This is a genomic window from Streptosporangium sp. NPDC002721, assembly GCF_042888905.1.
Classification (GTDB): Bacteria; Actinomycetota; Actinomycetes; order Streptosporangiales; family Streptosporangiaceae; genus Streptosporangium.
In genome coordinates this window covers 66,712-86,006 of record NZ_JBIAQI010000005.1, presented here as the reverse complement: position 1 = coordinate 86,006, position 19,295 = coordinate 66,712, and the positions used below count along the sequence as shown (strand labels likewise).

General features: G+C 73.4%; 7 protein-coding genes. 6 read left to right on the top strand and 1 reads right to left on the bottom strand.

Annotated elements, in window-relative coordinates:
* Positions 1-14: 14 nt before the first annotated feature.
* Positions 15-1,397: a salicylate synthase gene (locus ACFYWM_RS08125; RefSeq protein ID WP_389910455.1), complete on the bottom strand. Its 1,383-nt coding sequence runs from the start codon at positions 1,395-1,397 to the stop codon at positions 15-17.
* Between the two features lie 168 nt (positions 1,398-1,565).
* On the opposite strand from ACFYWM_RS08125, the gene ACFYWM_RS08120 reads away from it, so the two are divergent.
* The 6 genes from ACFYWM_RS08120 (at position 1,566) to ACFYWM_RS08095 (ending at position 19,243) form a co-directional block, all read left to right on the top strand.
* Positions 1,566-13,772, top strand: a complete 12,207-nt coding sequence (locus tag ACFYWM_RS08120; RefSeq protein WP_389910452.1) for an amino acid adenylation domain-containing protein — start codon at positions 1,566-1,568, stop codon at positions 13,770-13,772.
* Positions 13,773-13,865: 93 nt separating this feature from the next.
* Positions 13,866-14,915 carry an iron-siderophore ABC transporter substrate-binding protein gene (locus ACFYWM_RS08115; RefSeq protein WP_389910449.1) on the top strand — a complete coding sequence of 350 codons (1,050 nt, stop codon included), beginning with the start codon at positions 13,866-13,868 and terminating at the stop codon, positions 14,913-14,915.
* Between the two features lie 96 nt (positions 14,916-15,011).
* Positions 15,012-16,286 carry a lysine N(6)-hydroxylase/L-ornithine N(5)-oxygenase family protein gene (locus ACFYWM_RS08110; protein WP_389910446.1) on the top strand — a complete coding sequence of 425 codons (1,275 nt, stop codon included), beginning with the start codon at positions 15,012-15,014 and terminating at the stop codon, positions 16,284-16,286.
* 159 nt (positions 16,287-16,445) lie between these two features.
* A complete protein-coding gene (locus tag ACFYWM_RS08105) occupies positions 16,446-16,757 on the top strand; it encodes a hypothetical protein (RefSeq protein ID WP_389910443.1) in 312 nt (103 codons plus the stop codon).
* Positions 16,758-17,101: 344 nt separating this feature from the next.
* Entirely contained in the window at positions 17,102-18,259 is a 1,158-nt protein-coding gene (locus ACFYWM_RS08100) for an alkaline phosphatase PhoX (protein ID WP_389910439.1), read from the top strand.
* A gap of 111 nt (positions 18,260-18,370) precedes the next feature.
* Positions 18,371-19,243: a sulfotransferase family protein gene (locus tag ACFYWM_RS08095; protein WP_389910436.1), complete on the top strand. Its 873-nt coding sequence runs from the start codon at positions 18,371-18,373 to the stop codon at positions 19,241-19,243.
* The last annotated feature ends 52 nt before the right edge of the window (positions 19,244-19,295 follow it).

Sequence of the window (19,295 nt, the reverse complement as noted above, 5' to 3'; positions counted from 1 at the left end):
TTCCTCAGGCGCCCTCAGGCGCGCGGGACCACGTACGGGGCGATGCTGGAGAGCTTCTCGCAGGTCTCCTCGTACTCCCGCTCGGGCGTCGAACCGGACACGATGCCGGCGCCGGCCCGCAGCCACGCCTGGCCGTTCTCGCTGTAGATGGCGCGCAGCACCAGGGCGGCGTCCATCGCCCCGTCCTGGGAGACGGCCAGGACGGCTCCGGCGTACAGGCCCCTGGGCTCCTCCAGCCGGGCGATCGCGTCGATCGCCGGTGCCTTGGGGATGCCGGAGGCGGTCACGCCGGGGAACAGCGCGTCGAGCGCGTCCCAGCCGGTGCGGCCGGGCGACAGCTCGCCGCTCACGCTCGACCCCAGGTGCTGCACGCTGCCGCGCTCCTTCACCGCCATGAAGCCGGTGACCTTGACCGTGCCGGGCGCGCACACCCGGTACAGCTCGTCCTGCGAGGCGCGCACGGACACGGCGTGCTCGAAGATCTCCTTGGGGTCGTTCTCCAGCTCGCGGCGGGTCCTGGAGTCCACGTCCTCGCCCCGGCCGAAGGCCCGCGTGCCGGCCAGCGGCTGGGTCGCCACCGTGCCGTGCTCGTCGACCCTCACCAGAACCTCGGGGCTGAACCCGGCGGCCTGGAAGCCGTCCAGGTCGAGGAGGAAGGAGCGGGCCGGGGTGTTGGCGGCGCGGCCGCAGGCGTACGTCGCGACGACGTCGACGGGGAACGGGATCGGCAGCCGCCGCGAGACGATGACCTTCTCGTAGAGCCCGGCGTCGATCTCGGAGACCGCCCGGGCGACCCGCGACCGGTAGACGTCGCCGCCGGGGCGCACGTCTACCGGTTTCGGGGCCGGTGTCGCGGGCGCGCCCCGGCCGGACAGCAGCTCGGCGACGCGCTCCGCCTCTCCGGCGTCGACGCTCACCACCAGCGCGCGTCCCGCCTCGATGCGCACCTCGGTGCGCGGTACGACCAGGTGGGCGAGCCTGCCCGCCGGGGTGAGCGAGGCGAACTCGAACGCGATCCAGCCGTAGGCGTTCCAGACCGGCCAGGGGGCGGCCCGCAGCGCCGCCTCCAGCGCCGCGGACGGACGGCCGGTCCACGACTCCTCGGCGAAGTCCACCGAGGCGGCCGAGGTGCGCGGGTCAAGCGAATCGAGCGGGTCGAGTGAATCGAACGAGGCGAGCGACTCCAGCGAGTCCGCCGGGGTCGCGGAGGGCCCGTCCCGCCAGCGGCTGCGCACGACTCCGGGTTCGAGGATCACCTCCCCCGTCACTCCGCCCGCGAAGGTCCACAGGCCCGGTCGCTCGTACACGGTGTAGTCGTCGAACAGCCCGGACCCGGCCAGGAGGGCGACCAGACGCAACGGATCGACGGTGCTCTCGACCACTACCTCTGTGCGCATCTCATCCGTGCGGACACCAAAGGACAACGAACCCAACCCCTCTGCGGAACCGGACAATACCGATCAATTTAGGTAAGGCTAACCTTGTGTCGATTTAAGAGGCAAGGCTAACCTAAGTCTCGATGCGGGACAGAGTGCCCGACCCCGGCCACGAAGGAAGAGTTGAGCGTGCGGGAACAGCAGCAGGACGTTGCACGACGGCGCGAACTGATGCGGCGGATGATGGCCGAGGCGGGGCTCGGTCCCGGCAAGGACCGCATCACTCCACGACGCGTCGGCGGTCCCGCCCCGCTGTCGTACGCGCAGCAGAGCATGTGGCTGCACCACCGGACGTTCCCCTCCAGCCCCGCCTACAACGTGTGCCTGCTGGTGCGCATGTCGGGCGCGCTCGACCCCGGGGCGCTGCGCGAGGCGCTGCGCGCGCTGCTGCGCAGGCACGCGGTGCTGCGCACCGTCTACGGCGAGAACGACGAGGGGACGCCGTTCCAGCACGTCGTCGCCGACGACTCCCTCGACCTGCCGGTGCGCGACTGCGCCGAGGCCGACGCCGAGGCGTACGCCGAGCGGCTCGCGGCGCTCCCCTTCGACCTGCGCGCCGACCGGCCGATCCGGCTGGAGCTGCTCCGGCTCGGCGACGACGCGTACGGCCTGGTCCTGGTCGTGCACCACATCGCCTGGGACGGCATGACCTGGGGGTCGCTCTCGCGTGACCTGTCGGCCCTGTACCGCGCGGCCGTCTCCGGCGAGCCGGACGGCCTGCCCACGCTGACCGTCCACTACCCCGACTTCGCCGCCTGGGAGCAGAACCGCCCGCTCCCGGCGGAGGAGATGGACTACTGGCGCGGGCGCCTCGACCCGCCGCCCGCGCCCCTGGACCTGCCCGCCGACCGCCCGCGCGGCGCGACCGCGTCCGAGCGGGGCGGGCGCAGGGCCCGCCGCTTCGGCGACGCCGTCACCACCGGGATGCGGGAGCTCGCCGCGCGGGAGAACCTCACCCCGTACATGGTGATGCTCGCCGCCCACGCCGTCCTCCTGCACCGCTACACCGGCGCGACCGACATCGCGATCGGCTCGGCCGTGATGAACCGCGAGCACACCGAGATCGAGCGGCTCGCCGGGAACTTCGGCAACACCCTCGTGCTGCGCACCGACCTGTCCGGCGCGCCCACCTTCCGCGAGGTCCTGCGCCGGGTCCGCGACACCTGCACCGAGGGGTTCGCGAACCGGACGCTGCCCTACGACAAGGTCGTGCAGGAGCTTCGGCCCGCCCGCAGGCGCGGCGGCTCGCCGTTCTTCGACACCATGCTGCTCTTCCTCGCCCAGGAGATCGGCGAGCTGGACCTGCCCGGCGTCACCACGGGCTGGACGCACATCCACAACGGCACCACCCACTTCGACCTGTCGCTGGAGGCGTTCGTCCGGCCGCACGGGATGACCGTCGAGGCCACCTTCCGGCGCGAGCTGTTCGACGACGAGCGCGTCGACGCCCTCCTCGTCCACCTGGAGACGCTGCTCGGCGACGCGGTGAGCCGCCCGGACCTGCGGATCGCCGACCTGGAGCTGCTCGGCGCGGACGAGTCGGCACTGCTGGCGGAGTGGAACGACACCTCGTGCCCCGTCCCGGACACGACGGTGACCTCGCTGTTCGAGGAGCAGGCCGCCCGCACCCCCGGCGCGGTCGCCGTTGAGGGCGCCTCCGGCACGCTCACCTACGCCGAGCTGGACCTGCGGGCCTCGGCCCTCGCCCGGACGCTGCGCGAGCGCGGCGCGGGCCCCGGCCGGGTCGTCGCGCTCGCCCTGCCCCGCACCCCCGACCTGGTGGTCGCGCTGCTGGCCGTGCTGAAGTCGGGCGCCGCCTACCTGCCGCTGGACCTGGACCATCCGGCCGACCGGCTGGCGTACATGATCGGCGACGCGGCCCCGCTCTGCGTGATCGCGACCCCGCAGACCGCGACTCTCCTTCCCCCGGGCACCGAGACGCTGACCCCGGAGACCGCCGCCCTTCTCCCGCCCGGGACCGAGACGCTGACCCCGGAGACCGCCGCCCTTCTCCCGCCCGGGACCGAGACGCCGGCCCCGGACGACGCGTCCCCCGGCACGAACGAGTCGCACCCGGTGCGGGGCGGCGACCTGGCGTACGTCATCTACACCTCCGGCTCGACCGGACGGCCCAAGGGCGTGGCCGTCCCGCACTCCGCGCTCACCGCCTTCCTCGTCACGATGAGGGAACGCCTCGCGCTGGGCGGCGACGACCGGCTGGTCGCGGTGACCACGATCGCGTTCGACATCGCCGCGCTGGAGCTGTACGTGCCGCTGATCAGCGGCGCGACCGTCGTGCTCGCCGGACGCGAGACCGTGCGCGACCCGGCCGCGCTCGGCGCGCTGCTCGCCGGGGCGACCATTGTCCAGGGCACCCCGTCGCTGCTGGGCTCGCTGGACCCGGCCGCGCTGCGCGGGCTGCGGGTCCTCGTCGGCGGCGAGGCCCTGCCCGCCGCGCTCGCCGAGAGCCTGCACGCGGTGGCGGCGTCGGCCGTCAACGTGTACGGGCCGACCGAGGCGACGATCTGGGCGACCTCCGCCGAGCTGCCGTCGTCCGGGATCGGCCGGCCGTTCCCCAACACCCGCGCCCACGTCCTGGACGCCGCGCTGCGCCCCGCCCCGGTCGGCGTCCCCGGCGAGCTCTATCTCGCCGGGACGCAGCTGGCGCGCGGCTACGCGGGCAGGCCGGGCCTCACCGCCGAACGCTTCGTCGCCGACCCCTTCGGCCCGCCCGGCGAGCGCATGTACCGCACCGGCGACCTGGCCCGGTGGGGCCGCGACGGGACGCTGGAGTACCTGGGACGCACCGACGACCAGGTGAAGATCCGCGGCTTCCGCATCGAGCCCGCCGAGGTGCAGGCCGTGCTCGCCGCCTGCCCCGGCGTCGCCCAGGCCGCCGTCGTGGTCCGCGAGGACACGCCGGGCGAGAGGCGGCTGGTGGCGTACGTCGTGCCGGAGGGCGACCTCGACGAGGCGGACCTGCGGGCGGCGGCGGCCGGGTCGCTGCCCGAGTACATGCTCCCCGCCGCGACGGTCCTGCTGGAGGCGCTGCCGCGTACCGTCAACGGCAAGCTCGACCGGGCCGCGCTGCCCGCGCCCGAGGTGCGGGTGTCGGGCCGGGGGCCGCGCGACGAGCGCGAGGCGGCGCTGTGCGCGGTCTTCGCCGAGACCCTCGGCCTGGACGCGGTCGGTGTCGACGACGACTTCTTCGCCCTGGGCGGCCACTCCCTGCTCGCCACCCGCCTCGCCGGGCGGGTGCGCGCCGCGCTCGACGCCGAGCTCACCATCGCCGATGTCTTCGAGGCGCCCACGGTCGCCACGCTGGCCCCCCGGCTGGTACGGGGCACCCGGCCGAGGGTCCGCGACGTGACCCGGCCCGCGGTCGTCCCCGCCTCGCCCGCCCAGCGCGGCTTCTGGTTCGAGGAGCGCCTGCGCGGCCCCTCGGCCGCCGACGCGCTCCCGCTCGGCCTGCGCCTGTACGGGCCGGTCGACGTCGACGCCCTGCGCGCCGCGTTCGGCGACGTCGTCGCCCGGCACGAGGCGCTGCGCACCCTGCTGGAGGAGGGCCCCGACGGGCTGCCCGTCCAGCGCGTCCTCGACACCGGCGAGCCCGCCTTCGACGTGGTGGACGCGCGCGGCTGGCCCGAGGAGCGGCTGCGCGCGGCCGAGGCGAGGGCCGCCTCGCACGTCCTCGACCTCGGGGCCGACCTGCCCATCAGGGCGACCCTGCTGCGGGTCTCCGCCGAGGAGTCGGTGCTGGTCGTGCTCCAGCACCACGCCGCCGCCGACGAGTGGTCGTTCACCCCGCTGCTCGCCGACCTGTCGCGCGCCTACACCGCCCGCACCGCGGGCACCGCGCCGGACTGGGCGCCGCTGCCCGTGCAGTACGCCGACTACGCCGTCTGGCGCGGCGAGTCCCCGGCCCCCGCCGGGCAGCTCGACTTCTGGGAGCGGACGCTGCGCGGGCTGCCCGAGGAGAGCGCGCCGCCGGCCGACCGGCCCCGTCCCGCCGAGGCGAGCCACCGGGGCGGGCTGGTGCCGTTCCGGCTGCCGCTGGGCGGGGTGCGACGGCTCGCCCTGGAGACCGGCACCAGCGTCTTCATGGTCCTGCACGCCGCCGTGGCGGCCCTCCTGCACCGGGCCGGCGCGGGCGACGACGTGGCGCTCGGCTCACCCATCGCGGGCCGCCCCGACGAGGACCTCGCGGACCTGGTCGGCGTGTTCGTCAACCTCGTCGTGCTGCGCACCGACCTGGGCGGCGACCCCACCTTCACCGAGCTGCTGGAGCGGGTCCGGCGCACCGACCTGGCCGCGTTCTCCAACGCGGACGTGCCGTTCGAGCAGGTCGTGGAGCGGCTCGCCCCCGAGCGCTCGCTCGCCCGCAGTCCTTTGTTCCAGGTGATGATCGTCCACCAGCGGCTGGAGGACGTGCGGCTGCGGCTGCCCGGCGTGCGCGCCGAGCCGTTCCTGCCCGAGACCGGCGGCGTCAAGTTCGACCTGGACGTCTACTTCGCCGAGGGCGAGGAGCTGATCGAGGGGTTCGTCGCCTACGCCACCGACCTCTACGACGCCGAGACCGTCACCGGCATGCTCGCCGAGCTCGGCGAGCTGCTCGACCGGGCCACCGAGGACCCCGGGCGGCGCCTGTCGTCGCTCGGCACCCCGCTCCAGGGGGTCGCGCGGCCCGGCACCGCCCGCGCGTTCGGCCCGCTCACCGTCGCCCAGCGGATCGAGGCTCAGGTGGCGCGCACCCCGCACGCCACGGCCGTCGTCTCCGGCGACGGCACTGTTTCCGGCGGCGGCTCTGACGCTGTTTCCGGCGGTGACGGCGCGGCGACCCTCACCTACGCCGAGCTGGACGAGCGCGCCGAGGCCCTCGCCGACCGGCTCGCCGCGGCCGGGGCGGGTCCCGAGGAGATCGTCGCGATCGCGCTGCCCCGCTCGGCCGAGTTCGTCGTGGCGCTGCTCGCCGTGCTCAAGACCGGCGCGGCCTACCTGCCGATCGACACGACCTATCCGCGCTCCAGGATCGACCTGATGCTCGGCACCGCCGGGCCGCTGCTGGTCCTCGGTGTGGACGAGCCGCCGAGGGACGCCCCGCCCCGCCCCCGGGTCGAGGTCCGCCCCGACCACCCCGCGTACGTGATCTTCACCTCGGGGTCCACCGGGACCCCCAAGGCCGTCGTCGGCACCCAGCGGGCGCTGGCCAACCGGCTCGCCTGGGGCGCGGACCTCGCCCCCACCGGCGTGCGGGTGGCCAAGAGCTCGCCCGCCTTCATCGACGGCAGCACCGAACTGCTCGGCGGCCTCGTCGCCGGTGACACCGTCGTCGTCGCGGACGACGACACCGCCACCGACGCGCTCGCCCTGGCCGGGCTGATCCGCCGCCACGGCGTGAACCTGGTGACGGTCGTGCCGAGCCTGCTGGCCGCGCTCGTGGAGACCGGCGAGCGGACAGGAGACCTCGGCTCGGTCACCACGTGGGTGAGCAGCGGCGAGGCCCTGCCCGCCGCCCTGGCCGAGCGGGTCCCCGCCCGGCTGGTCAACCTCTACGGCTGCTCCGAGGCGGCCGGCGACAGCCTGATCGCCGAGGGCGCCGGAGGGCTCGTCCCGATCGCCAACACCGTGGCGTACGTCCTGGACGCCGGGCTGCGCGAGGTCGCGGTCGGCGAGCTCTACCTCGCCGGGGACGGCCTGGCGCGCGGGTACCTCGGCGACCCGGCCCGCACCGCCGAGCGGTTCGTGGCCAGCCCCTTCGGTTCGCCGGGATCGCGGCTCTACCGCACCGGCGACCGGGTGCGCCGCCGCCGCGACGGCTCGCTGCAGTTCCTGGGCCGGGCCGACGACCAGGTGAAGATCCGCGGCTTCCGCATCGAGCCGGGGGAGGTCGAGGCGGTGCTCGCCGCGCAGCCGGGCGTGCGCCGGGCGGCCGTGGCGGCCCGCTCGGGGCCGCGCCTCGTCGGCTACGTCGTGGGTGACCCGGGCTCGGACCTCGACCTCGACGCGCTGCGGGCCCGGCTCGGCGAGATCCTGCCCGGCTATCTCGTCCCCTCCGTGCTCGTCGGCCTCGACGAGCTGCCGCGCACCCCCAACGGCAAGCTCGACCGGCGCGCGCTGCCCGAGCCCGTCGTCCGCGAGGGCCGGGCGCCGCGCACCGGCACCGAGCGCGCCATCGCCGGTCTCGTCGCCGGGACCCTCGGGCGCGACGGCGTCAACGCCGACGACGACTTCTTCCGCACCGGCGGCGACAGCATCAGCGCGGCCCTGCTCGTGGGCCGCGCCCGCCGCGCGGGCCTGTCCTTCTCCGTCCGCGACGTCTTCCGGCTGCGTACGGTCGAGGCCCTCGCCAGGGTCGCGGCTCTGTCCGGTGAGGCCCTCTCCGGTGAGGCTCTGTCCGGTGAGGCTCTGTCCGGCGAGGGCGAGGTCCTTTCCGGCGAGGTCGTGACGGGCGGGGCGGTGGGGGAGCGGGCCGAGCTGCCGCTCTCGCCGCTGCAGGAAGGGCTGCTGTTCCACCTGATGCTCGCCGGCGAGGACCGCGACATCTACGTCCAGCAGGCCGTGGTGACCCTGGCCGGGCCCGTCGACCCCGACCGGCTGGCCGGGGCCGCGCGCGAGGTGCTGCTGAAGTTCCCCAACCTGCGGGCCGGGTTCCGCACCGACGGCGGCCGTACCGTGCAGTTCGTCCCCGAGGAGTTCGAGGTCGACTGGACCTACGCCGAGACCGGCGGCCCGGAGGCGCTGGAGGCGTTCGTCGAGGCCCAGCGCGCCCGGCCGTTCGTCCCCGACGAGCCACCGCTGATCCGCTTCGCGCTGGCCAGGGTGGGCGAGGAGGACTTCCGGCTGGTGCTCACCTCCGAGCTGATCCTGCTGGACGGCTGGTCGGGCGGCCTGCTGGTCACCTCGCTGCTGGAGTCCTACACCGACGCCGCCACCGAGCGCGCCCGGCCCGTCGTCCCCTTCCACGCCTACCTCGACTGGGTGAACGCCCAGGACCGGCAGGCCACCATCAAGACGTGGGGCCGCAGCCTGGAGGGGCTCGACGAGCCGACCCTGCTCAAGCCCGAGCTCGCCGACCGCCCCGCCGACCTCGCCACCGCCGGAGAGATCCACCGCGCGCTGCCCCAGGACCTCGCCGCCCGGCTCGGCGCCCTCGCCCGCGAGTCAGGGCTCACCCTCGGCACCCTGTACGAGAGCGCCTGGGGCCTGCTCCTGGCCGGTCTCACCGGCCGCGACGACGTGGTCTTCGGCGTCTCGGTCTCCGGGCGCCACCCCGACGTCGACGGCGTCGAGTCCGTCGTCGGCCTGCTGTTCAACACCGTCCCGGTCCGGGTGCGCGCCTCGGCGGCCGACCCGCTGCGCACCGTCCTGGAGCGGGTGCAGACGTTCCAGTCGGAGCTGTTCGACCACTCCTACGTCGCGCTCGCCGACGTGCAGCGGGTGACGGGCCTGGGAACCCTGTTCGACACCCTCTTCGTGTTCCAGAACTTCCCCGGCATGCCCACCGGGCGAGGCTTCGGCCCCGGCGGCGACGTGCGGGTGACCGGCCGCCAGGTCCGCGACGCGACCCACTACCCGGTCACCATGGTCGTCGAGCCCGGCGCGGGCCTGCGCGTCATGTACCGGGGCGACGCCTTCACCGAGGCCGAGGCCGGACGGCTCACCGACCGCTACGTGCGCGTCCTGGAGACCCTCGCCACCGCGCCCGACACCCCCTGCCACCGGCTCGACCTGCTCCTGCCCGACGAGCACGAGGGATTGCGCCGCGACTGGGCCGAGGCCGAGCGGTTCGTCCCCGACCTCACCATCGCCGAGCTGCTCGCCGAGCAGGCCGCGCGCACCCCGGACGAGCTCGCCCTGGTCTCCCAGCCCGACACGCGGCTCACCTACGCCGAGCTGGACGCGGCGGTCAACCGCCTGGCCCGGCTGCTGAAGGCGCACGGCGCGGGCCCGGAACGGGTGGTCGCCCTCGCGCTGCCCCGCTCCGCCGAGATGGTCGTCGCGCTGTTCGCGGTGCTCAAGACGGGCGCCGCCTACCTTCCCCTGGAGCTGGACTACCCGGCCGACCGGCTCGACTTCATGCTGGCCGACGCCGCCCCCGTCTGCCTGGTCTCGCACCGCGACATCGCCGCCGGGCTCGCGAACCCGGGCGCCGGGATCCTGCTCGACGACCCCGCCGTACGGGAGAGGCTGGCGGGCCTGCCCGGCACCGGGCTGACGGCCGAGGAGCTGCCCGGCTTCGGCAGGGACGTGCCGGGACGGCTGGAGCACCCGGCGTACGTGATCTACACCTCCGGGTCCACCGGGCGTCCCAAGGGCGTGGTCACCCCCTACCGGGGCCTGACCAACATGCAGTTCAACCACCGGGCCAACATCTTCGACCCGGTGGTGGCCTCGGCCGGGCGGCGGCTGCGGATCGCGCACACCGTGTCGTTCTCCTTCGACATGTCGTGGGAGGAGCTGCTCTGGCTCATCGAGGGCCACGAGGTGCACGTCTGCGACGAGGAGCTGCGGCGCGACGCCGAGGCGCTCACCGAGTACCTGCGGCGCCACCGCATCGACGTCATCAACGTGACGCCGACCTACGCCCAGCAGCTGCTGGAGGAGGGACTGCTCGACGGCGAGCACCGGCCGCCGCTCGTGCTGCTGGGCGGCGAGGCCGTCCCGTCGGCCGTGTGGGACCGGCTCGCGGAGGCCGAGGGGGTGCTCGGCTACAACCTCTACGGCCCGACCGAGTACACCATCAACACCCTGGGCGGCGGCACCGAGGACAGCGCCACGCCCACGGTCGGCAAGCCGATCTGGAACACCCGGGGCTACGTGCTCGACGGCTGGCTGCGCCCGGTCCCGCCCGGCTCGCCCGGAGAGCTCTACATCGCCGGGGCCGGCCTGGCCCGGGGCTATCTCGACCGGCCCGGCCTGACCGCCGAGCGGTTCGTCGCCGACCCGTTCGGCGGCGGCCGGATGTACCGCACCGGCGACCTGGTACGGGTCCGCCAGGACGGCAACATCGACTTCCTGGGCCGTACCGACGAGCAGGTGAAGATCCGCGGTTACCGGGTCGAGCTGGAGGAGGTCGAGACCGCGCTCGCCGCCGAGCCCGGGGTCGGGCAGGCCGCCGTCATCGCCGTCGGCACCGAGGTGCCCGGGGTGAAGCGGCTCGTCGGCTACGTGGTGCCCGACGGCGCCGCGCGGCCCGACGCCGAGCGCGAGCACCTGGCCGAGTGGCGGCAGATCTACGACGCCGAGTACACCGAGATCGGCACCGCCGTGCACACCGAGGACTTCGCGGGCTGGGACAGCAGTTACGACGGGTCGCCCATCCCGCTGGAGCACATGCGCGAGTGGCGCGAGACCACGGTGGCCCGCATCGAGGACCTCGGGCCCCGGCGGGTGCTGGAGATCGGCGTCGGCACCGGCCTGCTGCTGTCGCGCCTGGCCCCCGGACGCGAGGAGTACTGGGGCACCGACTTCGCGGCCCCCGTCATCGCCAAGCTGCGGGCCGACCTCGGCCCCGGCTCGCCGGTGCGCCTGAGCTGTCAGCCCGCGCACGACACCACCGGCCTGCCCTCCGGCCACTTCGACACGATCGTCGTCAACTCGGTGGTCCAGTACTTCCCGAGCGCCGCCTACCTCGCCGACGTGATCACCGCCGCGATGGACCTGCTCGCCCCCGGCGGCGCGCTGTTCGTCGGCGACGTGCGCGACCTGCGGTCGGTGCGCCTCCTGCACGCGGCGATCCAGCTCGGCCGGGGAGGCGACGACGACCGGGTGGGTACGGCGGCGGTCGACCGGGCCGTGCGGATGGAGAAGGAACTCCTCCTCGACCCCGCGTTCTTCGCCTCCCTCGGCGTGGCCGCGCGGGTGGAGGTCCGCACCAAGCGGGGCGTCCACCACAACGAGCTCAGCAGGCACCGCTACGACGTGACCCTCTGGAAGGCGCCCGTCAAGGAGCCCGCCGCCGGGACCACGGTCGTGGACTGGGCCGGGCCGGAGGACCTGGAGGCCCGCCTGTCCGCCGCCCCCGGGCCGCTGCGGGTGCGCGCCATCCCCGACCCCAGGCTGTCGGCCGAGCTCGCCGCGCTGCGCGCGCTGGAGGGCGGCGCCTCCCACCGGGAGGCGCGCGAGCTGCTGCAGGCGCCCCCGGAGGGGATCGAGCCCGAGCCGCTGTACGCGCTCGACCCCGCCGTGGTGACCACCCCCTCCGACGAGGTCGGCCACTACGACGCCGTCTTCGGCGGAGGGGCCGCCTTCCTCCCGGCGGACCCGGATCGCAGGCCCGCGTCGTACGCGAACAACCCGGCGGCGGCCCGCGACCACGGGGCGCTCGCCGCGCGGGTGCGCGAGGGGCTCAAGAAGCGGCTGCCCGGCTACATGGTGCCGAGCGCGGTCGTCACGCTGGACGCGCTGCCGCTCACCGTCAACGGCAAGCTGGACCGCAGGGCGCTGCCCGCCCCCGACCGGCAGGGCGGCCCGCGAGGTTCGGGACGCGCCGCCAGGACGGCGGTGGAACACCTGCTGTGCACCCTGTTCGGCGAGGTCCTCGACGTCTCGGGCGTCGGCATCGACGACAACTTCTTCGACCTGGGCGGGCACTCGCTGCTCGCGACCCGGCTGGTCGGCAGGGTGCGCGCGGTGCTGCGCACCGAGCTCGCGATCCGCGACCTGTTCGAGGCGCCGAACGTCGCCGAGCTGGCCGACCGGCTGCACGACAGGGCCGGGGTCACGCTGCGGCCCCCGCTGGAGCCCGGGGAGCGGCCCGAGCGCGTCCCGCTGTCGTACGCGCAGCGCAGGCTCTGGCTCATCGACCAGATCCTGCGCGAGGACGACGGCCCCCGGGAGGCGTACCACCTGCCGCTCGCCGTGCGCCTGAGCGGCGCGCTGGACGTGGACGCGCTGCGGGCCGCTATCGGCGACGTGACGGCGAGGCACGAGAGCCTGCGCACCGTCTTCGCCGAGCACGAGGGCGTGCCCTACCAGCGGATCCTGCCGCCGGAGCGGGCACGCCCGGTCCTGGAGATCACCGCTTCCACGCCCGAGGAGGTGATCGCGCGGCCGTTCGACCTCGCCACCGAGATCCCGCTGCGGGTCGCGCTCATCCCGGAGGGGGAGGACGAGCACCTACTGCTCGCGGTGTTCCACCACATCGCGTTCGACGAGTGGTCCTTCGGGCCGTTCGCCAGGGACGTGGCGCGTGCCTACGCCGCGCGCCTGGACGGAGCGGCGCCCGCGATGAAGCCTCCGGCGGTGCAGTACGCCGACTACACGCTCTGGCAGCGCGAGCTGCTCGGCGACCCCGTCGACCCGGGCAGCCTGCACGCCCGCCAGCTCGCGTACTGGGCCAAGGCGCTGTCGGGCATGCCGGAGGAGATCCCGCTGCCGGTGGACCGGCCCAGGCCCGCCACCGTCGGCCAGCGCGGCGGGACCACGACCAGGGAGCTGCCGGCCCCGCTGGTCGGGCGGCTGCGCGGGCTGGCGCGCGGTTCCCAGGCCAGCATGTTCATGGTCTGCCAGAGCGCGGTCGCCGCGCTGCTGCACCGCACCGGCGCGGGGGAGGACATCCCGCTGGGCAGCCCCGTCGCGGGCCGTACCGACGAGGCGGCCGGTGACCTGGTCGGCTTCTTCGTCAACACGCTCGTGCTGCGCGCCGACACCTCCGGGGACCCCTCCTTCGCCGAGCTGCTCGCCCGCGTCCGCGACACCGACCTGGCCGGTCTGGCCAACCAGGACCTGCCGTTCGAGGCGCTCGTCGAGGCGCTGCGGCCCGCCCGGGTGCCCGGACGCAACCCGCTGTTCCAGGTGATGGTCGGCTACGAGAACCAGGCCATGGGCGACGTCCGCTTCCCGGGGCTGCGGCAGCGGGAGGCGCTGTTCAGCCCGCCCGCGGCGAAGTTCGACCTCGACTTCATCTTCCGGGAGCGGGGGGAGGAGCTGCACCTCATCGTCGACTACTCGGCCGACCTGTTCGACCCGGCCACGATCGACACGATGATCGAGGCGCTCGTCGGCGTGCTGGAGGCCGTCGCGGCCGACCCCGAGGCGCGCCTGGGCGACCTGCCCGTCACGCTCAAGGCCCGCACGGTCACCGGCACCAGTGCCGGAACCGGCGCGACCCGGCGCGACGGCGACCGCGAGGCGATGCTGTGCCGGGCGTTCGCCGAGGTCCTGGAGGTGGACGCGGTCGGCCCGCACGACAACTTCTTCGACCTGGGCGGGCACTCGCTGCTCGTCATGCAGCTGGTACGCCGCATCCGGCGGGAGCCGGGCTGCGCCGGGATGAAGGTCGCGACGCTCATGACGGCACAAACCGTTGCGGAACTCGTGAACCGCCTGGAATGAGGCGCTTCACACAACCGCCAAAGATTGTTAGGTTAGGTGAGCCTAACCTAAAACTGCGAGCCCTCCCCGGGCTTCGGAAGGACATCCATACTCATGCGCGACACGATGCGCCGCCTGGCCGCGACCGGAACGCTGCTGCTGGGCCTCGGTCTGGTGGGCGCGTGCGCCGGTGAGAGCGGCGGGGCCGGACAGCCCGCCGCGAGCGCCCCCGCCTCCCAGGCCGCTCCCGCCTCCCAGGCCGCCGCCGGATTCCCGGTCACCATCACGCACAAGCTCGGCACCGCCACGATCGAATCCGCGCCCCAGCGCATCGTCGCCCTCGGCGAGGTCGACCAGGACACCCTGCTCGCCCTGGGCGTGCAGCCGGTCGCGATGGCGGAGCTGACCGGCATCCAGGACGACGGGCTCACCCCCTGGACCGCCCCCAAGATCTCCGGCGCCAAGCCGACGCTGCTCAAGGCCGGGGAGGCCGGCTTCTCGCTGGAGCAGATCGCCGCGCTCAAGCCCGACCTCATCCTCGCGGGCGGCGACTACTACATCGACAAGGAGTACGCCAACCTCTCCCAGCTCGCGCCGACCACCGCCTACGAGACCGGCCCCGCCGAGGACTCCTGGCAGGTGGTGGCCCGCCAGGTCGCCAAGGCGGTCGGCAAGGCGGAGGAGGGGGAGAAGCTCGTCGCCGACGTCGAGGCGAAGATCGCCTCGGTCAAGACCACCTACCCCGAGCTCGACGGTAAGAAGTTCGCGCTGACCAGCGTCTTCCCCTCCGGGAACATCGGCGTGATGAAGGCCGACACCGACATCAGCGTCAAGCTCTTCAGCCAGTTCGGGCTCGCGCTGCCCGAGGAGATCAAGGCGCTTCCCGGCGAGGGCTTCGCGGCCGAGCTGAGCATGGAGAAGGTCAAGGTCCTCGACGTCGACCTGCTGCTCAGCCACTACAACGACGACGCCGCCACCCAGAAGAAGATCGAGGCCAACAAGCTGTTCGCCGGTCTCGACGTGGTCAGGCGCGGCTCCTACGTGCCGCTGGACCTCAAGGCGTTCTGGCCGCTGCGCACGCCCACGCCGCTCGCGGTCCCGTACGTGATCGACCAGGTCGTGCCCCAGGTCGCCAAGGCCGCGAAGGCCGTCGGCGGGGCCTGACCCCATCCGTCCCACCCTGTTGTATGCGGTCCTATGCTGCCCCCCGCCGCCGCCCGGCCGCGGGGGGACCATCCCTTCAGTACGTGAGAGGCGAACATGTCGAGCCCGGTCTATGACGTCGTGGGCATCGGTTTCGGCCCTTCCAACCTCGCGCTCGCGGTGGCCCTGGAGGAGGAGTACGGCGCCGGTGTGAACGCGGTCTTCTTCGAGAGGCAACCGAGGTTCGGCTGGCACCGCAACATGCTCATCGAGGGCGCCACCATGCAGGTCCACTTCCTCAAGGACCTGGTCACCCTGCGCAACCCCGCCAGCCCCTACTCCTTCCTGTCCTACCTGCAGGAGAAGGGGAGGCTGATCGACTTCATCAACCACAAGACCATGTTCCCCACCAGGCTGGAGTTCCACGACTACCTGGAGTGGGTCGCCTCCTCCTTCACCGAGCTGGTGCGCTACGACTCCGAGGTCGTCGCGGTGCGCCCGCACGACGACGACACCCTCGAGGTCGTCGTGCAGCACGGCGACGAGCTGCACACCTGCCTGACCCGCAACCTCGTGATCGCGGTCGGCCTCGACCCCGTGCTCCCCGACGGCGTGCGGCCGGGCGAGCGGGTCTGGCACACCGAGGACCTGCTCGCCCGGCTCGAAACGCTCGGCGAGCGCGAGCCCCGGCGGTTCGTCGTGGTCGGCGCCGGGCAGAGCGCGGCCGAGACCGTCGAGCACCTGCACCGCACCTACCCCTCCGCGGAGGTCTGCGCGGTCTTCACCCGGTACGGCTACTCGCCGGCCGACGACAGCCCCTTCGCCAACCGCATCTTCGACCCGGAGGCCGTCGACCACTTCTTCACCGCCCCCGAGGACGTGAAGCGCATGCTGTTCGCGTACTCCCGCAACACCAACTACTCGGTGGTGGATCTCGACCTCATCGACGAGCTCTACCGGCGCTCGTACGCCGAGAAGGTCGCGGGTGTCCAGCGGCTGCGCATGCTGAACGCCTCCCGCCTGCTCGACGTGCACGACGACGGCGACACCGCCCGGGTCAGGACGTGCTTCCTGCCCACGGGAGAGGTGAGCACGATCGAGGCCGACGCGGTCGTCTGCGCGACCGGCTACCGCGAGCGCAACCCCCTCGACCTGCTCGGCGAGGCGCGCAAGCACTGCCGCACGGGCGAGGCGGGCGAGCTGCGGGTGGAACGCGACTACCGGGTCTCCGTCGACCCCGGGCAGAACTGGGGCGTCTACCTCCAGGGCGCCACCGAGGACAGCCACGGGATCGCCTCGTCGCTGCTGTCCATGACGGCCGTCCGCACCGGTGAGATCGTCCGCTCCATCGCCCGGCGCTCGGCGTCGATCCCCCAGGCGGCGGACAGGTAGCGGAGATGTGACCGGCGGGCCGTCCGGGACCCCCGTCCCCGGACGGCCCGCACCGGTACGGCGGAAGACACCCGACACGTGCCGATCGGCTGCGTGACTCTGTGTATCCGGATGAATACGTTATTCCTTGTCATATTCCGTACGTGACCAAGGAGAACCATGAACACCTTCATCCGAGATGCCGCCGCCGTCCTGGCCGGGGCGGTCCTGGCCGGTGCCGGTCTGCTCGCCGCTCCCGCGACCGCCGCCCGGGCCACGCCGCCCCAGGCGGCTCCGGGAGCCGTCTGCGAGCGGACGACGGAGGCCCGCTGGATCTGTTTCCTGCGCTACTGCGACCGCTACTACTGCTACTACGACTGCTATCCCACCGCGCTCGCGCGCAGCAGGGGAGACCGGCCCTCCGGCACGACCCGCATCCCCAAGCCTTCGGGGAGGCCGCCGGCCCAGATCGAGAGGCCCGCGCCCGCGTGAGACTGCGAGGGGGTGCGGGCGTCGCCACCGCCCGCCCCCCCCGGCGGAGCCGTGTGGCTTTCCCTGGAAGGGCCTCCCCGCCGGGCGCGGTGATGCCGGGGCTTCGCCGACCGGAACGAGCCACCACCGCTTCAATCCCGAATTTTCACTTTTCCCGCCGGTCATTTCCACCGGGATGTCACCTGATATAAGACATAAGGGATGCCTCCCCCCACCAAGCCGTAATCAGCACATATGAGCCATACGCCGTTAACCGTATTAACCGGCGGCTGTTCACCGGCGCTCCTACCGTGGGGGGCGCTCAGGGAAGTGGTTCTGCTGATCCTCGTCTTGGAGGTTCGTCGATGGAACGCCGCACATTCCTTCGTGCCTCGGTGCTCGGTACGAGCACCCTGGCCCTCACCGGAAGTCTCTGGCAGGACGCCGCCCTCGCGGCCCCGGCCCAGAACGCCCCCGGCCCCTACGGCTCCCTGCTGGCCGCCGACGCCAACGGCATCCGGCTCCCGGCGGGGTTCACCAGCCGGGTGATCGCCCGATCGGGCCAGGTGGTCCCCGGGACCTCCTACACCTGGCACAGCGCCCCCGACGGCGGCGCCTGCTTCGCCGACGGCGGTGGCTGGATCTACGTGTCCAACTCGGAGATCAACCCCGGCGGCGGCGCCTCGGCGATCCGCTTCGACTCCTCCGGCAACGTGGTCTCCGCCTCCTCGATCCTGTCCGGCACCCGGCAGAACTGCGCGGGCGGCGCGACGCCGTGGAACACCTGGCTGTCGTGTGAGGAGGTCGACCGCGGCTTCGTCTACGAGACCCGCCCCTTCGGGGGCGCGGCGACACAGCGCCCGGCCATGGGCCGCTTCAAGCACGAGGCGGCGGCGGCCGACCCGGTCCGCAAGGTCGTCTATCTCACCGAGGACGAGAGCGACGGGCGGTTCTACCGCTTCGTCCCCACCACCTGGGGCGACCTGTCCTCCGGCACGCTGCAGGTGCTGCGCGCGGGCTCCGCGACCAGCGGCTCCTTCACCTGGGCGAACGTCCCCGACCCCGACGGCTCCCCGACCGCGACCCGCAGCCAGGTCTCCGGGGCGAAGTCCTTCAACGGCGGCGAGGGGTGCTACTACGCGAACGACACCGTGTGGTTCACCACCAAGGGCGACAACCGGGTCTGGCAGGTCAACGTCGCGGCCGGAACCTACGAGCTCGCCTACGACGACAGCCTCGTCAGCCCCGGCACCGCCCCGCTGACCGGCGTGGACAACGTCACCGGCTCGACCTTCGGCGACCTGTACGTCGCCGAGGACGGCGGCAACATGGAGATCTGCCTGATCACCGCGAACGACACGATCTCCCCCTTCCTGCGCATCGGCGGCCAGGGATCCTCGGAGATCACCGGCCCCGCCTTCAACCCGGCGGGCAACCGCCTGTACTTCTCCTCCCAGCGCGGCACTTCCGGTTCCTCCTCCGGGGGCATCACCTACTGCGTGACCGGCCCGTTCCGTACCTGACCCATACCTCGGGGAAGGTCGCGCCGTGTGACGGCGGTCGCACGGCGCGGCACCCCCAACCCACAGGTCACGTTCACCCTCCCGACGTCTTGGCTCCCTACGGTGCTGGTCATGGCGTGGAAGACCAGAGTCAACACGGCTCTCGAAGGGATGACGGGCTACAACATCACCCGTGTGCGGCGCAGGGTCACACCCCCGCCGCCCCCGCCCCCACCCCCGCCGCCCGTGGACGTTCCCCGGCCCCCGGCCGACCCGGAGGTCGACCGGCTGCTGCGCGAACCGGTGTTCGTGCTGTCGCCGGTGAGGTCCGGCTCCACCCTGCTGCGCGTCATGCTGAACAGCCACTCCCGGATCCACGCGCCGCACGAGCTGCACGTGCGGCGCCTGGCGGTCACGCTGACCACCGACCCGCTGCGCCAGGCGATGGAGACGCTCGGCCTCTCCGCCGGCGACATCGAGCACATCCTGTGGGACCGCATGCTCCACCGCGAGCTGGCCGGGAGCGGCAAGCAGATCATCGTCGACAAGACGCCCAGCAACGTCTTCGCCCACCGGCGCCTCGCGACCTGCTGGCCCGACGCGCGCTACGTCTTCCTGATGCGCCACCCCGCCTCGATCGCGCTGTCGTGGCACGAGGCCGCCCCGCTGGAGCGCCCCTGGGCCGAGGCGGTCCGGCACACCCTGCAGTACATGCGCTACCTCACCGAGGCCAGACAGCTGCTCGACGGGCTCACCCTGACGTACGAGGACCTCGTCGCCGACCCGGAGAAGGAGATGCGGCGGGTCTGCGACCACCTCGGGGTCGATTACGAGCCCGGCATGGTCACCTACGGTGACCACGGGCACGGGGAGTTCGTGAAGGGCATCGGGGACTGGCGCGACAAGATCAGGACCGGCAGGGTCCAGCCGGGCAGGCCGCTGCCCGCCCCGGAGGAGATCCCGGAGGAGCTGCGCGAGATCTGCGCCGAGTGGGGATACCTCTGACCGATCTCGCAGGATCGGTTCCGGGCCGGTCGCCCGCGGCTCCCGGCGCGGC